This is a genomic window from Paenibacillus sp. GCM10023250 (assembly GCF_042653205.1).
Classification (GTDB): domain Bacteria; phylum Bacillota; class Bacilli; order Paenibacillales; family Paenibacillaceae; genus Paenibacillus_Z.
Map to the genome: position 1 here is coordinate 122,466 of NZ_JBHSHY010000005.1, position 15,850 is coordinate 138,315.

Annotated in this window: 14 protein-coding genes; 11 read left to right on the top strand and 3 right to left on the bottom strand. The window is 60.1% G+C overall.

Going from position 1 to position 15,850, the window contains the following annotated elements; translation table 11 throughout:
- Window positions 1-46: 46 nt before the first annotated feature.
- Both ACFPB1_RS07020 and ACFPB1_RS07025 read right to left on the bottom strand, forming a co-directional pair.
- Entirely contained in the window at window positions 47-907 is an 861-nt protein-coding gene (locus ACFPB1_RS07020) for a phosphatase PAP2 family protein (protein ID WP_379223395.1), read from the bottom strand.
- 124 nt (window positions 908-1,031) lie between these two features.
- Window positions 1,032-1,433, bottom strand: coding sequence for a TIGR04086 family membrane protein (locus ACFPB1_RS07025; RefSeq protein ID WP_379223397.1), 402 nt, complete (start codon window positions 1,431-1,433; stop codon window positions 1,032-1,034).
- 200 nt (window positions 1,434-1,633) lie between these two features.
- Between ACFPB1_RS07025 and ACFPB1_RS07030 the strand changes: the two genes are divergently transcribed.
- Window positions 1,634-2,368: a DUF421 domain-containing protein gene (locus ACFPB1_RS07030; RefSeq protein WP_379223399.1), complete on the top strand. Its 735-nt coding sequence runs from the start codon at window positions 1,634-1,636 to the stop codon at window positions 2,366-2,368.
- A gap of 55 nt (window positions 2,369-2,423) precedes the next feature.
- Here the strand turns inward: ACFPB1_RS07030 and spoVB are convergent, their stop codons facing one another.
- Entirely contained in the window at window positions 2,424-4,031 is a 1,608-nt protein-coding gene (spoVB, locus tag ACFPB1_RS07035) for a stage V sporulation protein B (protein WP_379223402.1), read from the bottom strand.
- Between the two features lie 170 nt (window positions 4,032-4,201).
- Here spoVB and ACFPB1_RS07040 point away from each other — a divergent pair, with 170 nt between their 5' ends.
- The 10 genes from ACFPB1_RS07040 to hisS all read left to right on the top strand — a co-directional run bounded on the left by ACFPB1_RS07040 (window position 4,202) and on the right by hisS (window position 15,819).
- Window positions 4,202-4,462, top strand: a complete 261-nt coding sequence (locus ACFPB1_RS07040) for a post-transcriptional regulator (RefSeq protein WP_379223404.1) — start codon at window positions 4,202-4,204, stop codon at window positions 4,460-4,462.
- Window positions 4,463-4,550: 88 nt separating this feature from the next.
- Entirely contained in the window at window positions 4,551-5,816 is a 1,266-nt protein-coding gene (gene secD, locus ACFPB1_RS07045; RefSeq protein WP_379223406.1) for a protein translocase subunit SecD, read from the top strand.
- Window positions 5,806-6,738, top strand: coding sequence for a protein translocase subunit SecF (gene secF, locus ACFPB1_RS07050; RefSeq protein WP_379223408.1), 933 nt, complete (start codon window positions 5,806-5,808; stop codon window positions 6,736-6,738). Before secD ends, secF begins: the two co-directional genes overlap by 11 nt.
- Before the next feature lie 37 nt (window positions 6,739-6,775).
- Window positions 6,776-7,687, top strand: coding sequence for a cation diffusion facilitator family transporter (locus ACFPB1_RS07055; RefSeq protein ID WP_379223410.1), 912 nt, complete (start codon window positions 6,776-6,778; stop codon window positions 7,685-7,687).
- Window positions 7,688-7,724: 37 nt separating this feature from the next.
- Window positions 7,725-10,157, top strand: coding sequence for a single-stranded-DNA-specific exonuclease RecJ (gene recJ, locus ACFPB1_RS07060; protein WP_379223412.1), 2,433 nt, complete (start codon window positions 7,725-7,727; stop codon window positions 10,155-10,157).
- Window positions 10,154-10,666: an adenine phosphoribosyltransferase gene (locus tag ACFPB1_RS07065; protein WP_379223414.1), complete on the top strand. Its 513-nt coding sequence runs from the start codon at window positions 10,154-10,156 to the stop codon at window positions 10,664-10,666. The genes recJ and ACFPB1_RS07065 overlap by 4 nt, the downstream gene beginning before the upstream one ends.
- 205 nt (window positions 10,667-10,871) lie before the next feature.
- Complete coding sequence (locus tag ACFPB1_RS07070) at window positions 10,872-13,055, top strand: RelA/SpoT family protein (protein WP_379223416.1); 2,184 nt, start codon at window positions 10,872-10,874, stop codon at window positions 13,053-13,055.
- A 34-nt stretch (window positions 13,056-13,089) separates the two neighbouring features.
- Window positions 13,090-13,533, top strand: coding sequence for a D-aminoacyl-tRNA deacylase (gene dtd / locus ACFPB1_RS07075; protein WP_379223417.1), 444 nt, complete (start codon window positions 13,090-13,092; stop codon window positions 13,531-13,533).
- A gap of 215 nt (window positions 13,534-13,748) precedes the next feature.
- Window positions 13,749-13,907: a hypothetical protein gene (locus ACFPB1_RS07080; protein WP_379223419.1), complete on the top strand. Its 159-nt coding sequence runs from the start codon at window positions 13,749-13,751 to the stop codon at window positions 13,905-13,907.
- Between the two features lie 652 nt (window positions 13,908-14,559).
- On the top strand, window positions 14,560-15,819 hold the full coding sequence (gene hisS, locus ACFPB1_RS07085; protein WP_379223421.1) for a histidine--tRNA ligase: 1,260 nt from the start codon (window positions 14,560-14,562) through the stop codon (window positions 15,817-15,819).
- Window positions 15,820-15,850 lie beyond the last annotated feature (31 nt).

The following is a 15,850-nucleotide window of genomic DNA, read 5'->3' on the forward strand; positions in this document are numbered from 1 at the left end:
AATCGGTTGAATAGATGGAGGCCGATTTCTTTTGCCGCCCCTTCGCTTACTTGGCGTCCTCCTGCAGATAACCTGCTGGCGCTGGCGGGACGACCGTGCCCCGGCGTCCGCGCAGCGGCCAGGTTGCCTTGCTGAGCCGGATGCCCATGAGCGAAGCGAAGGTCGCGAGCGCGAGGCCGCCGCACATGTCGATGAGCCAGTGGATGCCGAGATAGAAGATCGCGAAGATGACGATCGCGGCGCAGATGCCGCAAAACCAAGCCCAGCGCTTGATCCCGGACTTCGCGGCTAGAATCGCAAGCGTCACGGAGATCGATGTGTGCAGGCTCGGGAAGCAATTGTTCAAGCCCGATAAGGCGCGGTATTGGTGCTCGAAGTTCGGGAACGCCTGCAGCATCAGGAAGCTGACGTTCGGATCGTGGTACCAGACCTCGCTGACCGGGAAGAACAGGTAGAACGGAATCGCGACCGCGTAGTTGATCATGATCGCGTAGCAGGTCGCGTAGAACATCGTTTTGTTCGGGCTCCGCAAGGTATAGATGCCGACGGAGGCGATCAGCAGCGCTTGGAAGACGACGACGTACATGAACGCGAGGAACGGCGTCAGCCAGTCGCTCTGGAACGTATGCTGGAAGTTCGCGACGAAGCTGCCTTCGATGGATTGGAAGAAGCCGGCGAAATCATGCGTGTTCGACATGCCTTTCTCGATGCGAAGCTCGAACTTGTTGCAGAACAGGATGAGAATCAGAAGCACGAAATGCGCGTTATATTTACGGTTGAAGAGATTTTCTTTCAGGAACAGTCCGGCGACTTTGAATGGATTGGCCGCGGCTCCATACCAGATAAGAACGACGACGGTCAGCGCCGTGTAGACGGCGACCGTCGTCATATTGTTGAACAAGATCATGATTCGAATAATCCCCCTAAGGCGTTGCGTCGTTTCGGTCCGATCTAGTATAACACATTTCGCAGGGATGATTACAATTGCGATATACCGGGGATGCGGACCGTAAGCGATAGGCGCGCGGCTCTCAGGAACGTTTCGTATTGACGCCGATCATGCCGCCGAAAGAGCCGCACAGCAGCGTTTCAAGCATCATCGTGAGCGTCTTGCCGCCGAAGCCGGTATTGCTGGCCAGAAAGCCGATCAGCAAAATAAGGAGGCCGTAGACCAAGCCCAGCGCCCCGCCGTAGTACCAGCCCCGCTGCCTGGAGCGCCGGCCCGAGACGAACCCGCCGGCCAAGGCGGAGCAGCCGTGCACGAACAGGCTGTACGTCGGCAGGTCGCTCTCCTGCATGCTGCCCCACCGCAGCATCATCGACAGCAGCAGCGCCCCCGCGGCCAGCCACATTGCCGCGTACAGGATGCCGGACAGCAGCGGCGAGGACATGTGCACTTTCGGAACGTTCTTCATCGCGTTCATCGGTTTCATCCGTAATCTCCCTTCATCTTCGCTTCTTGTCCAATTACTACAACATATGGCCAAGCCGGCGGGATTAGTACAGGCGAACGGGCCGTTTTCGGACCGATTGGCGGCGCCGGCGGATTCCATAATTTCGAATCGTCCCCTTCGTATGTTGGGATGACCATCCGGTGACAATAGTTGTACCTTACGCTGGGAGGGCAGTCCTTATGGAATACTGGAGTCTGTTGTTCCGTACGCTTCTCATTTATTTGGTCGTGTTCGTCATCATGCGGCTGATGGGAAAGCGGGAAATCGGCAAGCTGTCGGTGTTCGATCTGGTCATCTCCGTCATGATCGCGGAAATCGCCGTTTTCGTGATCGAGGATACGAATCGGCCCATTATGGACGGCGTCTTTCCTATGGCGATCCTGCTCGTGATCCAAATCGGAATCGCGCTCGTCTCGCTCAAATTCCGCCGGATGCGCACCTTGATCGACGGCGAACCGACGATTATCGTCGAGCGGGGCAAGCTGAATCGCGAGGCCATGCGTAAGCAGCGGTACAATTTGGACGACCTGCTGCTGCAATTCCGGGAGAATAAAACGAATATCGCCGACGTCGAATTTGCGATTCTCGAGTCCACGGGCAAGCTGTCCATCATTCAGAAAGACAAAGCGATGGATCCGTCATCGGCCATAGAGGAGGAAACGGGGAATCGGGAAGAGCCGCTGCCCAAGATGTTTCCCCGCAACTATCGGTTCGAGAATTTGCCCGTTCCGTTGATCATGGACGGCGAAATTCAGAAGCATAATCTGGAAATGCTCGAGAAAGACCGCTTCTGGCTCAACAACCAGCTGCGGCAGCGCGGCATCGTCGATTCGAAGCAGGTGTTTCTGTGCACGATCGACCATCGGGGCAAGCTGTTCATCGATCTGAAGCATCGCGGCAAACCAACGCCGTAATTCAGCCCGTATCCGAATAAGAGCGACAGCACCGGCGCGCGAGCCGGTGCTGTCGTCATGTCCGGAACCAGCGTCCGATGACCGGCAGCCTCGCGGCGTCGGACCGGTCGATGATGCGCAGCGCGACCATCAGGATCAGATAGACGACGACGCCGGCGGCGCAGGCGGCGGCGAGGTTCAGCCACAGGGCGGGGAGAGACCGGAGATTCATGACCCAGAGCGCCGCGGCGCCCATGATCATCATCGCTGCCCCGACCTTCGCGAAATCGAGCCACTGCATGCGGAAGCCGACGAAGCGCATTACGCTGATCCAGTGAAGCACGGTAACGAGCACGATGTTAATGTTGATCGCGATCAAGGCGCCGTAGATGCCGAGCGACGGCATCGAGGCGAGCTTCAAGATCAGCACGAGCTTGACGACGGCGCCGATGAACGTGTTCGTGAGTGCGGTCGCCGGTTTGTCGAGCGCTTGCAGCGCCGCTTGCAGCGGAGCCTGCAAATAGATGAAGAGCCCGACCGGGGCGATCCACTTCAGCATGGGCGCGATCTCGGCATGATCGTACAGCACGCGGCAGATCGGCTCGGCGAACAGGAGCATGACCACAACGAAGGGGGCGCCGGTCACGAGCGAGAGCCGCATCGATTGGTGCAGCCGGATGTGGATCGTTTTTTTGTCCCCTTTGGCCGCGGCTTCCGACAGCGACGGCACGAGGGAGACGGCCAGGGAATAGGTAAGCGCCGTCGGCAGGAGCAGAATCGGAATGATCATCCCCTGCAGCGCGCCGTATTGCGCCGTCGCGGCGCCCGTGGCGATGCCGGCCATCAAGAGCGCGCGGGCGGTGAAGATGGATTCCAGCAAGTAGGAAAACGAACCGATCATGCGGCTGGCCGTCACCGGAACGGACAGGCTGACGAGACGCCGCATGACGGGGATGCGTTCCGTGGGCGCCTGTCCGCCGTAAGCGGGCACGCGGGCCGCTTGATCGGAGGCCTGCTCGTCCGCAGGCGCGGAAGACGCCGCTGACCGCCTTCTCCGCTCCCTGGCGTACTGGAGCAGCAGCACCGCGAAGCCGGCTACTTCGCCCGCGACGACGCCGAGCATCGCGCCCGCCGCGCCCCATGCGAGGCCGAGCGGCAGGAGCCATTTCGCGAACAGCAGCGCGAAAATGATCCGGATGACCGTTTCCACCGTTTGCGACAGCGCGGTCGGAATCATGTTCTGCTTGCCTTGGAAGTAGCCGCGGTAGACGGCGGAAACGCCGATGATCAAGAGCAGCGGGCTCATCATCCGGAACGTCTGAAGCACGCGCGGGTCGGTCATCAGGTGGACCGTGATCCACGGCGTCAGCCAGACGAACAGCGCGGTCAGCGCGGCCGCGAGCATCAATGTAAGCGCCATGGCCGAGCGGAAGATATGCTTCACGCGCTTGGCATCGCCCTGGGATTCCGCCTCGGCGATCCATTTGGCAACCGCGAGCGGGATGCCGCCCGTAATTAGCGTCAGCAGCACGATCAGAAACGGATAGCCGAGCTGGTAGATGCCTACGCCCTCGGGTCCGATAATGCGGGGCAGCGCGATGCGCGGCACGAAGGCGAGGATCCGGTTAACGATGCCGGCGGCAAGCAGAATCAAGGCGCCCTTAATGAACGTTTGCTTGGTCAATGCGTTCCTCTCCCTCTACCGTGAACATGTCCTATCTCCATGCTTATGCGCGGCATGTCCGCTTCCATGCAGTCAATTTTTGCCGAGCGGGTGTTTTTGCAGGAATTGCAGGAATGACGGAAGGGGACGGCGAATGAGTACAGCAAACAGCCAGGCGAGGAGGTCGTGGAATGGAGACGGAAGACAAGCCGATGACGGAGGAAGAGTGGGTCGCGACCATCGAATACTTGTGCAACAGTAAAGCGGAGGAGTTTCACCTGTTCGGCTACGAGCACGTGACGGGAGAAGAGATATGGCTGTGCGTCAGCGAGAAATACGCCAAGACGGGGCAGCCGCAGCGGCATCAGGTCGTCAACGACATATTATCGTTAAAAGTGACGAAGTTCATGAACTTTATGACGCTCAGCGCGTTTAAAGGAACCCATTTTTAACGGATGGGCTCTTTTTTTTGACTCGATTTTAAGCCATCGTTATAATAGGACTATTGAGCATTGCACTTAAGGGGGAACTGTAGGAATCATGAATCGTCGACTGTTAGCGTTTATCCTCATCGTCGTCGTATCGTTCGGCGTTGTAGGAGGCTTGTTCAAGTGGGTGGTGGATGACGTCAAACTTGGACTGGACCTGAAGGGCGGCTTCGAAATCCTGTACGAAGCCGAGCCGATCGAAGCCGGAGGCAAGGTGACGAAGGAGTCCCTGACGGAAACGGCGAAGAGCCTCGAAGCCCGCGCCAATGCCACAGGCGTGGCCGAACCGGAAGTGACGACGGAGGGAACCAACCGCATCCGCGTCAAAATCGCCGGCGTAACGGACGAAGCCAAAGTGCGGGACATCCTGAAGAAGCCCGCCGAGCTGACGTTCCGCAGCGCTCGCGGCTGCGCGGCCGACAAAGGCTACTGTAAGATCGAACTGCACGGCAGCGATTTTAAGCAGAACGGCGCCGACGTTCGCCAAACGCAGCTGAACGAGTACGAAATCACGATCAAGATGAAGAGCGCCAGCAAATTCGCCGAGATTACCCGCGAAGTGGCCAAGCTGAGCCCGAACAACCAGCTGGCCATTTACCTGGACGATAAAATGCTGTCCGCTCCGAACGTATCGGGCGAAATCAACAGCACGGACGCCTCCATCACGGGCAGCTTCACGCGCGCGGAAGCGTACGATCTCAAAAACACGATCAACCTCGGCGCCCTGCCGCTGAAACTGACGGAGAAGTACACGCAGAGCGTCGGCGCGACGCTCGGCAAGAAGTCCCTGGACGAAACCGTAGAAGCAGGCGTCATCGCCACGATCGTCATCCTGTTGTTCATGATGATTTTCTACCGGCTTCCGGGCGTCATCGCGAGCATTTCCATCATCGTGTACGTCTGGCTGCTGCTGCTCGGGTTCAATCTCATTCACGCCACGCTGACGCTTCCGGGCATCGCCGCGTTCATTCTCGGCATCGGGATCGCAGTCGACGCCAATATTATCATGGCGGAACGGATCCGCGAAGAGCTCCGCAGCGGCAAGAGCATCATGTCGTCGCAGAAGGCCGGCTCGCGCCACTCCTTCCGCACGATCGTCGACTCGCACGTCACGACGGCTATCGCCGCGCTCGTGCTGTTCTTCATCGGCGTGGGGTCGGTTAAAGGCTTTGCCGTCATTCTATTGCTAAGTATCGTCATGAGCGTCATTACGAACGTATTCTTCTCGCGTCTGCTCCTCTCGCTTCTCGTCCGCAGCGGTGTGGTCAAGAAGAAAACCAACTTCGGTGTGAAGGAGAGTGAAGTACGTGCACTATAAGGCATTCGACAACGTGGACGAGAAGAAATTCAGCTTCGTCAAGACGGCCCGTTACTTCTTTATATTATCGATTGTGATTACGCTCGTCGGGATTCTGACGCTTAGCATTTTCGGGTTGAATTACGGCGTCGATTTCAAAGCGGGCTCAAGCGTCGACATTACGTTTAAGCAGGATATCAGCAGCAAGAAGGCCGAGTTCGAGCAGTACTTGAAGGACAATGATTTCGGCACGCCGGGCATGACGTTCGGCGCGAAGCGCGTCACGCTCCGCTTCGACGATGTCCTGTCCGATGCGAAGGAAAAAGCGCTGAAAACGGGGATCGCCGACAAGTTCGACAAAGGCGCTTCGATGGAAGTAAACACGGTCGACGTCGAAATCGCGAAAGAGCTGCAGGGCAACGCCATCAAGGCGGTGCTGATCGCCAGCATCGGTATCGTGATCTACGTCAGCATCCGGTTCGAATGGCGGTTCGCCGTGGCGGCGATCATCGCGCTGCTGCATGACGCGTTTATTGTTATCAGCTTGTTCTCGATATTCAGGCTCGAGGTCAATCTGCCGTTTATCGTGGCGGTATTGACGATCATCGGTTATTCCATAAACGATACGATCGTTATTTTCGACCGGATCCGCGAGAATCTCCGGTTCGCGAAGCTCAAGTCGATCACGGACATCGCCAAAGTCGTCAACGACAGCATTTGGCAGACGATGTCCCGTTCCATCAACACGGTCATGACGGTATTGTTCGCGACGGTCTGTCTGCTCATCTTCGGCAGCGAATCGATCCGCTTGTTCTCGATCGCGATTTTATTCGGCCTAATCAGCGGCGCGTATTCGTCGATCTTCATCGCGAGCCCGCTGTGGCTGCTGCTGAAGAGCAAACAAAAACCGAAGACGAATGTCAATTCTTCGCCCGCATCGTAGTAAGATAGGGAGTACAACGCTATAACAGGAGGCATCCATGACAGCGAACCATCGTTACGCCAGAGCGGAGTCTGCAGCATGGACCGGGCTTATCGGCAATGTCTGTATCGCAGCGGTTAAAGGCGGCGTCGGCGTCATGACGGGCAGCAAGTCGCTGCTGGCCGATGCCTGCCGTTCGGCCTCCGAAGCGGCCGCCTCGTTCGTTTCGCTGACCGGCATCCGCCGGTGCCGGCAGCTCGGTTCGCCGTACGCGCCGGTGCCGGCGGCCCGGGGGCGCTCGGAAGCCGCGACGGGCGTGCTGGCGTCCATTCTGCTGATGATCGCCGGCCTCGAGATCGGCATCGCCGCGATCAAGTCGATCGCGGACGGCGTCGACGACAGTCCGAGCTGGCCGGCGGCCGCGGTCGTGCTGGCCGCCTTCCTTCTGAAGGAAGCGGGCTTCTCGAACAAGGAGCGGGGCGCCGACTTCTACGCGTCGCTCGCTGCGCTTGTCGGAACCGGCGGCTCGATGCTCGGCAGGCCGCTGAACCTGCACTTGCTCTATTACTTGGATCCCGCGGCGTCGCTCATTATCGTCGTCATTGTGTTCACGAGCGGGTATCGCGTCGCTTCGGCATCCGTGATGCGGAGCCGTTTCCTGGAAGTAGAGCCCGCGGACCTATCGGAGCTGAAGGCCGTCGTCCTGCGCATGGAAGGCGTCATCAGCGTCGAGCTGCTGCGCGCGAGAGAGCATGGCCATTACGCCGTCGCGGAAGTCGTCATCAGCGTCAACCCGCGCATCTCGGTGCTGGAAGGCAACGAGATCGCCAAGCGGGTCCGAGAATTCATAATGAAGCGGTTCAACCACATGACGGAGGTTACGGTTCACGTCGAACCTTACGATCCCGGTTATCCGTACAAAACCAATCATGAGTCCAATCCGGAACACGTGACAACGCTACTGCAATAGCAGCAGCGTTCATTTTTTTGAGAAGAGAGGTGACGGGTTGCTGCAATCGAAAACACGCTGGCGCCTCGCCGCGCTGGACGTCGAAGGGGAAGCGCGCGCGGCCGCGCTGGCGCGGGCGTTGTCGCTCCCGCCGCTCGTCGCCCGGCTGCTCGTACAGCGCGGCTACGACCGCATCGAAGCGGCCAGGCAATTTTTGACCGGCGGCCTCGAATGTCTGCACGACCCTTTCCTGCTGAAAGGGATGAAGGAAGCCGCGGACCGGATCGCGCTGGCCCGCGAGCGCGGCGAGCGCGTCCGGATCTACGGCGATTATGACGCGGACGGCGTGTCGTCGACGACCTTGATGACGTACTTATTCAAGCGGCTTGCGCTTGACTTCGACCATTACATACCTCACCGCACGCGTGAGGGCTACGGGTTGAATATTGCAGCGCTCGACGCGGCGTCGGCGGCCGGCGTCACGCTGATCGTCACCGTCGATACGGGCATCAGCGCCGCCCGGGAAATCGCTTACGCGTCCGGACTTGGAATCGACGTCGTCGTGACCGACCACCACGAGCCGCTGCAAGAGCTGCCAGCCGCGTACGCGATTGTCAATCCGAAGCAGGAGGATTGCGGCTATCCGTTCAAGGGACTGGCGGGCGTCGGCGTCGCGTTCAAGCTGGCGACGGCGCTGCTCGGGGAACCACCGGTCGAGTGGACCGACGTCGTGGCGCTCGGGACGATCGCCGACCTCATGCCGCTCACGGACGAGAACCGCGTGCTCGTGCGCCTCGGGCTGGAACAGCTGCGCGCGACGGACAAGCCCGGTTTCCGGGCGCTCGCCGACGTGTGCGGAATCGAACTGCCGTCGCTCCTGGCGACGCATATCGCGTTCGGCATGGCGCCGCGCATCAATGCCGCCGGCCGCCTCGACCATGCCAACGCAGCGGTGGAGCTGCTGACGGCCGTCGACGAGGAAACCGCGGCGGCCGGCGCGTTCCGGCTCGACGAGCTGAACAAGGAGCGCCAGGGCATCGTCGAGGATATCCTGCGGGAAGCCGAGGCGCAGTGGACGGCGAAATGCGAGGCCGCGGACAAGGCCGGCACGCGCCGTCCGTCCGTCATCGTCGTCGCGGGCGAAGGCTGGAACGCCGGCGTCGTCGGCATCGTCGCTTCCAAGCTGATCGAGCGCCATTACAAGCCGACGATCGTTCTCGGCATCGACCCGGAGACGGGCGCGTGCAAGGGCTCGGCCCGCTCGATCGACGGCTACGATTTGCACGCGGCACTGACGGTGTGCGAGGAATGGCTCGATCATTACGGAGGGCACCAAGCCGCCGCCGGAATGACGCTGCACCGCGACAAGCTCGCTCCTTTCGAGGAGCGGCTGTGCCGTCTCGCGGACGAATGGCTGACGGAAGAGGATTGGATCCCGAAGCTGACGATCGATCTGACGTGCAAGATGGAGGACGCCACCTTGAAGGTACGCGAGCAGCTCGCCAAGCTGGAGCCGTTCGGCGCAGGGAACGTCGCGCCGAAGCTGCTGCTTACCGGCGTGACGCTCGCCGAGCGCAAGACGATGGGCAAGGAGAAGAATCACCTGAAGCTGGCGCTCGCCGGCCAGGGCAAGCTGCTGGACGCCGTCGGCTTCGGCAGCGGCCATCTGGCGGAGCGCCTGTCGAACGGCGCGGCCGTCGAGGTCGTCGGCGAACTGGCCGTGAACGAGTGGAACGGCCAGCGCAAAGCCCAGTTCATGGTAAGCGATCTCCGCGTGCCGCATATCCAGCTGTTCGACCTGCGAAGCGAGCCCGATTGCGAATCGCTTCGGACGGCGGAGCGGCTGCTCGCGACGGACGTCATGCGGCAGAGCCAGGGTGTCCTGCTTGTGCCGAACGAGGCTTGGCTGGAAGCTGCGACGGCGCCGGATCAGCTGAAGCTGCCGGAACGTTTCCGGCTCCTGACGTACGAAGCCCTTGCCGGACAGCGCGTGCCGTGCCGCAGATTGGCGGTCTTCGGCAAGCCGCCGTCGGCCGAGAAGCTGGCCGCGGCGATCGCTTCCTGCTCGGACTTGGAAGCCGTGCATCTGCTGTACGCCGCGGACCGGGAATCGGGCGAGTTTCCGACGCGGGAGCAGTTCGGGCAGCTCTATCAGCTGCTGCGGCGCGAATGCCCGCTGCCGGAAGCCGGCGCCGCAGCCGGACTGGCCGCCAAGCTCCGGCAGCCGGCTGACCGCGTGGCGTTCATGCTGGACGTCTTCAAGGAACTGCGTTTCGTCGAGGAGTCGGAAGGCAGCCTGACGCTCAGCGCGGTGTCGGGCAAGAAGGAGCTGTCCTTGTCGCGGCATTACCGCGACGGCCAGCGAAGCGCGGAATCGAACGCGATCCTCGCGCTGCCGGTCAAGCAGCTGACGGATTGGCTGACGGTGCAGGCAGGCCTGATCCACAATCGAACCATCGAACAAGAAAACGAAGGAGTAGGTATCTCATGAACTATAAAGAACATATTCGCGTCATTCCCGATTTCCCGCAGCCGGGCATCCGGTTCAAGGACATTACGACGCTCACCAACAACGGCGCCGTGTACGCGTCGGCCATCAACGACATCCGCCAAGCGGTGCAGCACAAGCAGATCGACCTGATCGCGGGGCCGGAAGCGCGCGGCTTCATCATTGGCGCGCCGCTCGCCGTGTCCATGGGCCTCGGCTTCGTGCCGATTCGCAAGAGCGGCAAGCTGCCCGGCGAAGTCGTCGAAGCGAGTTACGACCTGGAATACGGCAAGGACAAGCTGACGATCCACAAGGATGCGATCAAGCCCGGCCAGAAGGTGCTGATCGCCGATGACCTGCTCGCAACGGGCGGTACGATCGCCACGACGGTCAACTTGATCCGCCAGCTCGGCGGCGAAGTGGTCGGGGCGGCATTCCTGATCGAGCTGGGTTATCTGGACGGCCGCAGCAAGCTGGACGGCATCGATATATTCTCGCTCGTCTCATACTAGAAGATAGCTTCAACCAGCGCCGGACACGGAAGCGAAAGCAGCCGTCGTCCGGCGTTCTGCAATCGCGGAGTTGACGGAAAGGCTTGAAAACAGGCATAATAGTAGGAAAACTCGGGCTGAACGGTCACGCTGGACCTGGCAGGATTTTCATTGATTTGGAAAGCAGGCGCCAATCGGACGCGCGCTTTTCCGGAAAGGGACATTCATGGGCATAGAGCAGCTACTTGATAAAGCATCCACCTATTTGAAGGAACAAGATTTGAACCGGATCAAAGAAGCTTACGAATTTGCCGATCAGGCCCATCACGGGCAGGTCCGCAAATCGGGCGAGCCGTATATTCTGCATCCGGTCGCCGTCGCGGAAATTCTCGTCAATATGCAAATGGACGTATTGTCGATCATCGCGGCGCTCCTTCATGACGTGGTTGAGGATACGACCGTCCCGCTGGAAGAAGTCCGCTCCCGGTTCGGCGAGGCATGCGCGGCCGTCGTGGACGGACTGACCAAGCTGGAGAAGATCCAATTCCGCTCCAAGGAGGAGCAGCAGAACGAGAATTACCGCAAAATGTTCGTGGCCATGGCCCAGGACATGCGCGTTATCCTGATCAAGCTGGCGGACCGGCTGCACAACATGCGCACGCTGAAGTATCAATCCGAGGAGGCGCAGCGGCGGATCGCGTACGAGACGCTGGAGATTTTCTGTCCCATCGCGCACCGGCTCGGCATTTCGGCGATCAAGTGGGAGATGGAGGACATCGCCCTCCGGTATTTGAATCCGCAGCAGTATTACCGGATCGCCAATCTCATGAAGAAGAAACGCGCGGAGCGCGAACAATATATCGCCGACGTCATCGGCCGCATTGGCGAGAAGCTCGAGGACATGGGTATCGACGGGGACATTTCCGGACGGCCGAAGCATATATACAGCATCTATAAGAAGATGACCGCGCGGAGCAAGCAGTTCAACGAAATCTACGACCTGCTCGCGATTCGCATCATCGTTGATAATATCAAAGACTGCTACGCGACGCTCGGCATCATCCACACGCTGTGGAAGCCGATGCCGGGCCGATTCAAGGATTACATCGCCATGCCGAAGGCGAATATGTACCAGTCGCTGCACACGACCGTCATCGGTCCCACCGGCGAACCGACGGAAGTGCAGATCCGCACGTGGGAGATGCACCGCACCTCCGAGTTCGGCATCGCGGCCCACTGGGCATACAAGGAAGGCGGCGTCGTGCCGGGCGGTTCGTTCGAGGACAAGATGACGTTGTTCCGCGAGATCATCGAGCTGCAGCACGAAGCGAGCGACGCGTCGGAATTCGTCGAGTCGCTGAAGATGGATTTCTTCTCCGATCTCGTCTTCGTGTTCACGCCGAAGGGCGAAGTGTTCGAGCTTCCCGCCGGCGCGGTGCCGCTCGATTTCGCGTACCGGGTTCACACGGAGGTCGGCAACCGGACGATCGGCTCCAAGGTCAACGGCCGGATCGTGCCACTCGATTATAAGCTGAAGACGGGCGATATCGTCGAGATTCTCACGTCGAAGCACTCATACGGACCGAGCCAGGATTGGATCAAGATCGCGCAGTCGTCGCACGCGCGCAGCAAGATCAAGCAATGGTTCAAGAAGGAGCGCCGCGAGGAGAACGTCATCAAGGGCCGCGACGCCATCGAGCGAGAGCTGAAGCGGCTCGGCCTCGAACCGTCCAGCTTCACGTCCGACGCGCAGCTGCAGGAAGCGGCGTATAAATTCACGTTCAACGACATCGACGACATGCTGTCGGCCGTCGGCTTCGGCGGCATCACCGCAGCCCAGATCTGCACAAAGCTGTCGGAGAAAATGCGCAAGGAAGCCGAAGAGGCGAGCCAGATCGAGCTCACGAACGAAATGAAGGAAATGAAGTCGTCCCCCGCGATGCGCAAGACACGGCCGACGCACGGCGTATCCGTCAAAGGCGTGGACAATCTGCTCGTGCGCTTCGCCCGCTGCTGCAATCCCGTGCCGGGAGACGCCATCGTCGGCTATATCACGCGGGGCCGCGGCGTGTCCGTGCATCGCGCGGACTGCACGAACTTAACGACGAGCGTCGACGGGGAAGAAGCGGCGCGCATGATCGAAGTGGAGTGGGAAGACTCGGTCGAGGCGAATTACAGCGTCGACATCGAGATTACGGGGCACGACCGGCCCGGGCTGTTGAACGAAGTGCTGCAGGCGGTCTCGGAGAGCAAGACCAACATTTCGGCCGTATCCGGCCGATCGGACAAAAACAAGCTGGCCATGATTCATATGACGGTGATGATCCGCAATATCGAGCATTTGCAATCGGTCGTCGAGCGTATCAAACGGGTGAAGGACATTTATTCCGTGCAGCGGATCATGCAGTAATCATTCTTAAAGCGTCGGAGGAGCAAGCGGACAAATGAAGGTAGTCGTGCAGCGAAGCAAGGAAGCGTCCGTCGTCGTGGACGGCGTGACGGTAGGCGCCATCGCGAAAGGGCTCGTGCTGCTCGTGGGCCTCACGCACGAGGATACGGATGCGGACATTCGGTGGATGGCCGACAAGATCGCGGGATTGCGGATCTTCGAGGACGAGAGCGGGAAAATGAACCTATCCGTGTCGGACGTCGGCGGCGAAATCCTGTCCGTCTCGCAGTTCACGCTGTACGGGGACTGCCGCAAGGGCCGGAGGCCGAACTTCATGGCCGCGGCGAGACCGGAGCAGGCGGAGGCGCAGTACGAGGCGTTCAACGATGCGCTTCGCGCGTCCGGACTGAAGGTCGAGACCGGCCGGTTCGGCGCTATGATGGACGTGACGTTCACCAACTGGGGACCGGTCACGCTGATCGTCGACAGCAAAGCATAAGGATCGCTGACGGCAGGATAAGCGAAACAAGCGGCATACGGCATGCCGTTTTTTTGTTGTCGTTGCTTCCCGGAAGATTCGAAGCAGCCGCCTTCATGAGGACGCGAATTTCGTGCCGACGGGGGACCGGGGCGTGTGTTGAAAACGGAGATGGCGGGCACACTAAGGCTGACCATGCGCCATCGACAGGCGCGAATCAGCGGAGGGTGAACGGAATGCATCAATCACGCAAAGAACAAGGCATCGAGAGAACGGCCAAACGGCTGCTGTTCGCCGATCGCCGGGAAGCGATCATGCTGGCCCGGGAAGAGTCCGGCATCGAGGCGGGCGGCGAATTGGGCCGGGCCGCGGTCCTTCCGCCCAGAATGCCTTGAGCGCGAACGGATTCGCGGCACGGCGCTGTGCAAGGCTGCGTGTTAACGGCACGGCAGGGGAGGCATGTGCACGCATACGAAGCGTAACCGCTTCATTTTTTGTAACGGAACTGTAACCTGTTTTCAATGTTCCTCTAACATCGCGTGCCTATAATGATAGTCGACCCCCTTTTTTGAATATATTTGATGGACCTACAACTCGTTTGTAGGTTTTTTTCTTTGTTTTGTGACTTTCGCCTGAGTCTTCGAGGTATATTGACACCTCAAAACCGGAATGCTATTATTGATGAGATAAAGTGTTGATCCGTCGATAGGAAGATTTCGTTCTACCCGCACCGATACAGAGAGGGGTTCCATGGCTGGAAGAATCCTTGGCGTGCTTGAGCGAGAGGACATCCTGGAGGACATGCGGCGAACCTGCCGGTCATTGAAGCCGGTTCAGTAGCCGTATTGCGTAGCCGGGCGTTAACCGGATAAAGCGGGACGAAGGCCGATCACGGCGGACGTTCCGGAATGTGGGTGGTACCACGACAGCTTCGTTTTCGACAAGCTCTCGTCCCTTTGGCCTGTATAGGCGGAGGACGGGAGCTTTTTTAATCCCCGGTTACCGGGAGCAGGTTCAAGGACCATTATCAATTGGGAGGGAATGGGCATGGCTTTTCAGAAGCCTCCGGGCACGCAGGATTTTTTGCCGGGCGCCGTAGAGAAATGGCAGTACGTCGAACGCGTGGCGCGCGATATTTGCCGGCGGTTTAATTTCCGCGAGATTCGCACCCCGCTCTTCGAAATGACGGAGCTGTACAAACGGGGCGTCGGCGAGACGACGGACATCGTCGAGAAAGAAATGTACACGTTCACTGACCGCGGGGACCGCAGTCTGACCCTTCGTCCGGAGGGCACGGCCGGGGCCGTCCGCGCTTACGTGGAGAACAAGCTGTACGGCGAACCGGACGTATCGAAGCTGTATTACATTGGTCCGATGTTCCGTTACGAGCGCCAGCAGGCGGGCCGGTACCGGCAATTCCACCAATTCGGCGTGGAAGCGCTCGGCGCGGTCGACCCGGCGCTGGACGCGGAAGTGATCGCCCTCGGCTATACGTTCTACGCGGAGGTCGGCCTGAAGGACGTCCGGGTGGAAATCAACTCCGTGGGCACGCCGGCCGTGCGCGCGGCTTACCGCTCGCGGCTGCTCGCGTTCCTGGAGCCGATGCGCGAGTCGCTTTGCAAGGACTGCCAGGCGCGCATGGACCGCAATCCGCTCCGCGTCCTCGATTGCAAGACCGACCAGCACCGGTTCGACGGCGCGCCGTCGATTCTGGAGAGTTTGGACGAGGAGTGCCGGACGCACTTCGAGGCGCTGCAGTTCCACTTGACGGACATGAACATTCCGTACCTCATCAATCCTCGACTCGTGCGTGGCCTCGATTACTACACGCACACCGCGTTCGAGTACAAGGCGGGAGGCATCGGCGCGATCGATACGATCGGCGGCGGCGGGCGCTATAACGGCCTGGTCGCCGACATCGGCGGCCCGGACCAGCCCGGCGTCGGCCTCGGCATCGGCCTGGAGCGCACGGTGCTGCTGCTGGAGAGCCAGGGCGTGCAGCTCGATCATCTGCACCGGGTCGACGTGTACCTGGTCGGGCTCGGCGAAGCGGCGGAGCGCGAGACGACGCGGCTGCTGCACGGCCTGCGCCTGCGCGGCATCGCGGCGGAGCGGGATTATCAGAGCCGCAAAATGAAGGCGCAGCTGAAATCGGCCGACCGCCTGCAGGCGCGCTTCACGGCGATTCTCGGCGACGACGAGCTGGATCGCGGCGAAATCGCCTTGAAAAACATGGCGACGGGCGAGCAGACGTTCATCGCGCTAGATGCCCTGGCGGAAGCGATTTTGCAAGGAGTCAAGGGGTAGTTTCATTCATTCACGATCATAAAGGAGACAT

What these genes read in the sequence shown, in the direction of transcription:
- ACFPB1_RS07020 (WP_379223395.1), bottom strand. Translation starts at nt 907, where the DNA reads ATGATCTTGTTCAACAATATGACGACGGTCGCCGTCTACACGGCGCTG.
- ACFPB1_RS07025 (WP_379223397.1), bottom strand. Translation starts at nt 1,433, where the DNA reads ATGAAACCGATGAACGCGATGAAGAACGTTCCGAAAGTGCACATGTCC.
- ACFPB1_RS07030 (WP_379223399.1), top strand. Translation starts at nt 1,634, where the DNA reads ATGGAATACTGGAGTCTGTTGTTCCGTACGCTTCTCATTTATTTGGTC.
- ACFPB1_RS07040 (WP_379223404.1), top strand. Translation starts at nt 4,202, where the DNA reads ATGGAGACGGAAGACAAGCCGATGACGGAGGAAGAGTGGGTCGCGACC.
- secD (WP_379223406.1), top strand. Translation starts at nt 4,551, where the DNA reads ATGAATCGTCGACTGTTAGCGTTTATCCTCATCGTCGTCGTATCGTTC.
- ACFPB1_RS07055 (WP_379223410.1), top strand. Translation starts at nt 6,776, where the DNA reads ATGACAGCGAACCATCGTTACGCCAGAGCGGAGTCTGCAGCATGGACC.
- ACFPB1_RS07065 (WP_379223414.1), top strand. Translation starts at nt 10,154, where the DNA reads ATGAACTATAAAGAACATATTCGCGTCATTCCCGATTTCCCGCAGCCG.
- ACFPB1_RS07070 (WP_379223416.1), top strand. Translation starts at nt 10,872, where the DNA reads ATGGGCATAGAGCAGCTACTTGATAAAGCATCCACCTATTTGAAGGAA.
- dtd (WP_379223417.1), top strand. Translation starts at nt 13,090, where the DNA reads ATGAAGGTAGTCGTGCAGCGAAGCAAGGAAGCGTCCGTCGTCGTGGAC.
- ACFPB1_RS07080 (WP_379223419.1), top strand. Translation starts at nt 13,749, where the DNA reads ATGCATCAATCACGCAAAGAACAAGGCATCGAGAGAACGGCCAAACGG.
- hisS (WP_379223421.1), top strand. Translation starts at nt 14,560, where the DNA reads ATGGCTTTTCAGAAGCCTCCGGGCACGCAGGATTTTTTGCCGGGCGCC.